General features: G+C 50.2%; 2 rRNA genes. Both read left to right on the forward strand.

Annotated elements, in window-relative coordinates:
• The first annotated feature begins 93 nt into the window (after positions 1 to 93).
• Positions 94 to 2,989 (forward strand): 23S ribosomal RNA (locus tag ETI37_RS07655).
• 57 nt (positions 2,990 to 3,046) lie between these two features.
• A 5S ribosomal RNA gene (gene rrf / locus ETI37_RS07660) occupies positions 3,047 to 3,163 on the forward strand.

Genomic DNA, 3,163 nt, shown 5'->3' on the forward strand with positions numbered 1-3,163 from the left:
TGCACGTTGAAAACTGAATAACAACCAAGAAAAAACCGAGACAATCATTGAACAGATTGTGAAAGCGAACCGAGAAGAGAGATCTAGGTAATAGGTCAAGAAGAGAAGGGCGCACGGTGAATGCCTGGGCACTAGAAGCCGAAGAAGGACGTGACGAACCACGAAAGGCTACGGAGAGCCGTAAGTAAGCTAAGACCCGTAGATATCCGAATGGGGGAACCCGGTGCAGAGATGCATCATTAAATACTGTTAAGGTATTTAAAGGAAGACGCAGTGAACTGAAACATCTAAGTAGCTGCAGGAAGAGAAAGAAAAATCGATTTCCTAAGTAGCGGCGAGCGAAAGGGAAAGAGCCCAAACCAGTGAATTTATTCATTGGGGTTGTAGGACTACGATATGAGACAGAGAGGTATAGTTGAAGTCTTTGGGAAAAGACGCCAGAGAGGGTGAGAGCCCCGTAAGCGAAATAGCTCGAAGCTCTAGTAGGATCCTGAGTAGGCCGGGACACGAGGAATCCCGGTTGAAGCAGCGAGGACCATCTCGCAAGGCTAAATACTAACTAGTGACCGATAGTGAACCAGTACCGTGAGGGAAAGGTGAAAAGAACCCCGGAAGGGGAGTGAAAGAGAACCTGAAACCGTGTGCCTACAAGTAGTCAAAGCACATTAAAGTGTAATGGCGTGCCTTTTGTAGAATGAACCGGCGAGTTACGTTAAGTAGCGAGGTTAAGACAGAAAAGTCGGAGCCGCAGCGAAAGCGAGTCTGAATAGGGCGAGCAGTTACTTGACGTAGACCCGAAACCAAGTGACCTACCCATGTCCAGGTTGAAGGCTAGGTAAAACTGGCTGGAGGACCGAACCCACGTAAGTTAAAAATTGCGGGGATGAGGTGTGGGTAGCGGTGAAATTCCAAACGAACTTGGAGATAGCTGGTTCTCTCCGAAATAGCTTTAGGGCTAGCCTCGCGAGAGAGGATAATGGAGGTAGAGCACTGTTTGGACTAGGGGCCCGTCAGGGGTTACTGAATCCAGATAAACTCCGAATTCCATATATCTATACGCGGGAGTCAGACTGCGAGTGATAAGATCCGTAGTCGAAAGGGAAACAGCCCAGATCACCAGTTAAGGTCCCCAAATCTATGCTAAGTGGAAAAGGATGTGGAGTTGCGTAGACAACTAGGACGTTGGCTTAGAAGCAGCCATCATTCAAAGAGTGCGTAATAGCTCACTAGTCGAGTGGCGCTGCGCCGAAAATTTACCGGGGCTAAGCATAGTACCGAAACTGTGGATGTGCGAAAGCACGTGGTAGGAGAGCGTTCTAAGTGCGGTGAAGTCTAATCGAGAGGATAGATGGAGCGCTTAGAAGTGAGAATGCCGGTATGAGTAGCGAAAGATAGGTGAGAATCCTATCCGCCGAAAGACTAAGGTTTCCTGGGGCAGGCTCGTCCGCCCAGGGTAAGTCGGGACCTAAGGTAAGGCCGAGAGGCGTAGCCGATGGACAACAGGTTGAGATTCCTGTACTAATATTAATCGTTAAGAGCAATGGAGGGACGCAGTAGGCTAATGGCGCATGTAACTGGAATCATGTGTAAGCGTCAAGGCTTGAAGTGAGTCAAATGCTTGCTTCTAAAAGGCTGAGGCGTGATGCGGAGCGAAATAAAGTAGCGAAGGTCATGATGTCACACTGCCGAGAAAAGCTTCTAGCCAGAGAGATATTACCCGTACCGCAAACCGACACAGGTAGTCGAGGAGAGAATCCTCAGGTGAGCGAGAGAACTCTCGTTAAGGAACTCGGCAAAATGACCCCGTAACTTCGGGAGAAGGGGTGCTGATCTCCGGATCAGCCGCAGTGAATAGGCCCAAACAACTGTTTATCAAAAACACAGGTATCTGCAAAATCGTAAGATGACGTATAGGTGCTGACACCTGCCCGGTGCTGGAAGGTTAAGAGGAGAGCTTAGCGTAAGCGAAGGTTTGAATTGAAGCCCCAGTAAACGGCGGCCGTAACTATAACGGTCCTAAGGTAGCGAAATTCCTTGTCGGGTAAGTTCCGACCTGCACGAAAGGTGTAATGATTTGGGCACTGTCTCAACGAGAGACTCGGTGAAATTATAATACCCGTGAAGATGCGGGTTACCCGCGACAGGACGGAAAGACCCCATGGAGCTTTACTGTAGCTTGATATTGAGTATCTGTTAAACATGTACAGGATAGGTAGGAGCCAGAGAAAGTAGGACGCTAGTCTTACTGGAGGCGCTGTTGGGATACTACCCTTGTTTGATGGATGCTCTAACCTAGGCCGCTAAGCGTGGTCAGGGACAGTGTCAGGTGGGCAGTTTGACTGGGGCGGTCGCCTCCTAAAGTGTAACGGAGGCGCCCAAAGGTTCCCTCAGAATGGTTGGAAATCATTCGCAGAGTGTAAAGGTATAAGGGAGCTTGACTGCGAGACCTACAAGTCGAGCAGGGACGAAAGTCGGGCTTAGTGATCTGGTGGTACCGCATGGAAGGGCCATCACTCAACGGATAAAAGCTACCCTGGGGATAACAGGCTTATCTCCCCCAAGAGTTCACATCGACGGGGAGGTTTGGCACCTCGATGTCGGCTCGTCGCATCCTGGGGCTGAAGTCGGTCCCAAGGGTTGGGCTGTTCGCCCATTAAAGCGGCACGCGAGCTGGGTTCAGAACGTCGTGAGACAGTTCGGTCCCTATCCGTCGTGGGCGTAGGAAATTTGAGAGGAGCTGTCCTTAGTACGAGAGGACCGGGATGGACATACCGCTGGTGTACCAGTTGTTCTGCCAAGGGCATCGCTGGGTAGCTATGTATGGACGGGATAAGCGCTGAAAGCATCTAAGTGCGAAGCCCCCCTCGAGATGAGATTTCCTTTGCGAAAGCAATAAGACACCTCAAAGACTATGAGGTAGATAGGCTGGGAGTGGAAGTAGAGCGATCTATGGAGCGGACCAGTACTAATCAGTCGAGAACTTGACCAAAGCGAAGGTTTTTTGTTGGTTGAAATTCAGTTTTGAGCGAGTAAGCTCAAAAGAGAGTGCGGTGGCGATAGCAAGAAGGATACACCTGTACCCATGCCGAACACAGAAGTTAAGCTTCTTCACGCCGAGAGTAGTTGGTGGGAAACTGCCTGCGAGGGTAGGTAGCCGCCGCGC

Origin of the sequence: Lactobacillus mulieris (assembly GCF_007095465.1) — a bacterium.
In the GTDB taxonomy this organism is placed as follows: Bacteria; Bacillota; Bacilli; order Lactobacillales; family Lactobacillaceae; genus Lactobacillus; species Lactobacillus mulieris.